Origin of the sequence: Streptomyces sp. NPDC057654, assembly GCF_042800135.1 — a bacterium.
GTDB lineage: Bacteria > Actinomycetota > Actinomycetes > Streptomycetales > Streptomycetaceae > Streptomyces.
Genome location: NZ_JBHVHQ010001294.1, coordinates 1 through 1,634, shown reverse-complemented (window position 1 = coordinate 1,634; position 1,634 = coordinate 1). Strand labels below are relative to the sequence as shown.

Below are 1,634 nucleotides of genomic sequence, written 5' to 3'. Positions count from 1 at the left end.
GGGTCAGGGCGTCCGCCAGGGCGTCGAGCGCGGCGTCGTCGGCGCGGGCCGCGGCGAGGCGCGCGGCCTGTACGTCCAGGGCCTGGCGGACCTCCAGCAGGTGCTCCTGGCCGCTGTCGCCGTAGAGCCGCCTGACCGCGCCGGAGAGCTCGTTGGTGGCGCGTACGTACGTGCCGTCGCCCTGGCGCACCTCCAGCAGCCCGGCGTGGGCGAGGGCGCGGATGGCCTCGCGGAGGGTGCCGCGGGCCACTTCGAGCTGTTCCATCAGCTCGGGCTCGGTGGGGACGCGGGCGCCGACGGGCCACTCGCCGGAGGTGATCCGGTGCCGCAGCCGGGTGATGACCTCGGAGGAGAGGGAGGGGCGGCGTACCGGGTCCAGGCTCATCGGGCGCACTCTCCGGGGCTGGTGGTCGGGGCCGCCATACGGGGCGGACAGCGGCTGCTCCCAGCATACATTCGATGATTTGACCTATAGGGCCTATGACTCGACAGGGAAACATCAGACGTCTTACCTTTGCGGGGTGAACGTCGCACCCGCCACCCCCACCCGCTCCGCCCTCATAGCCGGCGCGGGCATCGTGCTGATCGCCCTCAACCTCCGCCTGGGCATCAGCAGCGCCGCCGCCCTCCTGGACCGGCTCCGGGCGGACCCGGGCCTCGGCCCCCTGGCCGCCGCCCTGCTGCCCGCCCTCCCCACCCTCGCCTTCGCCGCCGCGGGCGCCGGCACCGCGACGCTCGCACGGCGGCTCGGGGCCGAGCGCACCGTGCTCCTCGCCCTCGCCGCCCTCACCGCCGGACTCGCCGTACGAGCCGTCCCCGCCACCTGGGCCCTGCTCGTCGGCACCGTCCTCGGCACCTCCGGACTCGCCCTGTGCAACGTCCTGCTGCCCAGCCTGCTGCGCGCCCGCTTCCCGACCCGCGTCGCGCTCCTGACCGGCGTCTACACCACCACCATGGCCCTCGGCTCGACCTTGGGCGCCGCCGTGGCCGTACCCGTTGCCGACGCCGTCGGGTCCCCCTCGCTCGGACTCGCCGTCTGGGCGCTGCCCGCCCTGGCCGCCACCGCCGTCTGGTCGTTCGTACGGCCGCCGACGGCGCGGACCGCGACGGGCGACACGGCGGGGGAGCGGATATCACCGCTGGCCATGGCCCGTACCCGGCTCGGCGCGCTCGTCACCGCCTACTTCGCCCTCCAGGCCCTGAACTGCTACGCCGTCATCGGCTGGCTGCCCTCGCTCCTGACCGACCACGGCATGTCCGGCGGCGCGGCGGGCGGCATGCTCGCCGTCACCCAGGCCGTCGGCATCCCCGCGACCTTCGCCGTACTGGCCTTCGCCCGCGCCCCGGGCCGGCTGCGCACCGCCTTCACCGTCATCTCGGCCGCCATGCTCGCCGGCTTCGCGGGCCTGCTGGCCGCGCCCACCTCGCTGCCGCTGCTGTGGGCCGTCCTCGTCGGCCTGGGCCTGTGCTCCTTCCCCCTCGTCCTGGCCGTGATCGGCGACAGCGGCAGCACCCCCGCCGAGACCACCGCCCTCTCCACGCTCTCCCAGTCCCTCGGCTACCTGGTGGCGGCCCTCGGCCCGTTCGCGGTCGGCCTCCTGCACAGCGCCTCCGGCGGCTGGACCGTACCGATG

The 1,634-nt window shown here is 75.3% G+C and carries 2 protein-coding genes; one reads left to right on the top strand and one right to left on the bottom strand.

The features are described 5' to 3' along the window. Positions 1-385 (bottom strand): FadR/GntR family transcriptional regulator (locus tag ACFU99_RS42980; protein WP_384404045.1); only part of this gene is annotated, 385 nt, incomplete at its 3' end. 136 nt (positions 386-521) lie between these two features. Between ACFU99_RS42980 and ACFU99_RS42975 the strand changes: the two genes are divergently transcribed. After that, positions 522-1,634 (top strand): MFS transporter (locus ACFU99_RS42975; protein WP_384404042.1); only part of this gene is annotated, 1,113 nt, incomplete at its 3' end.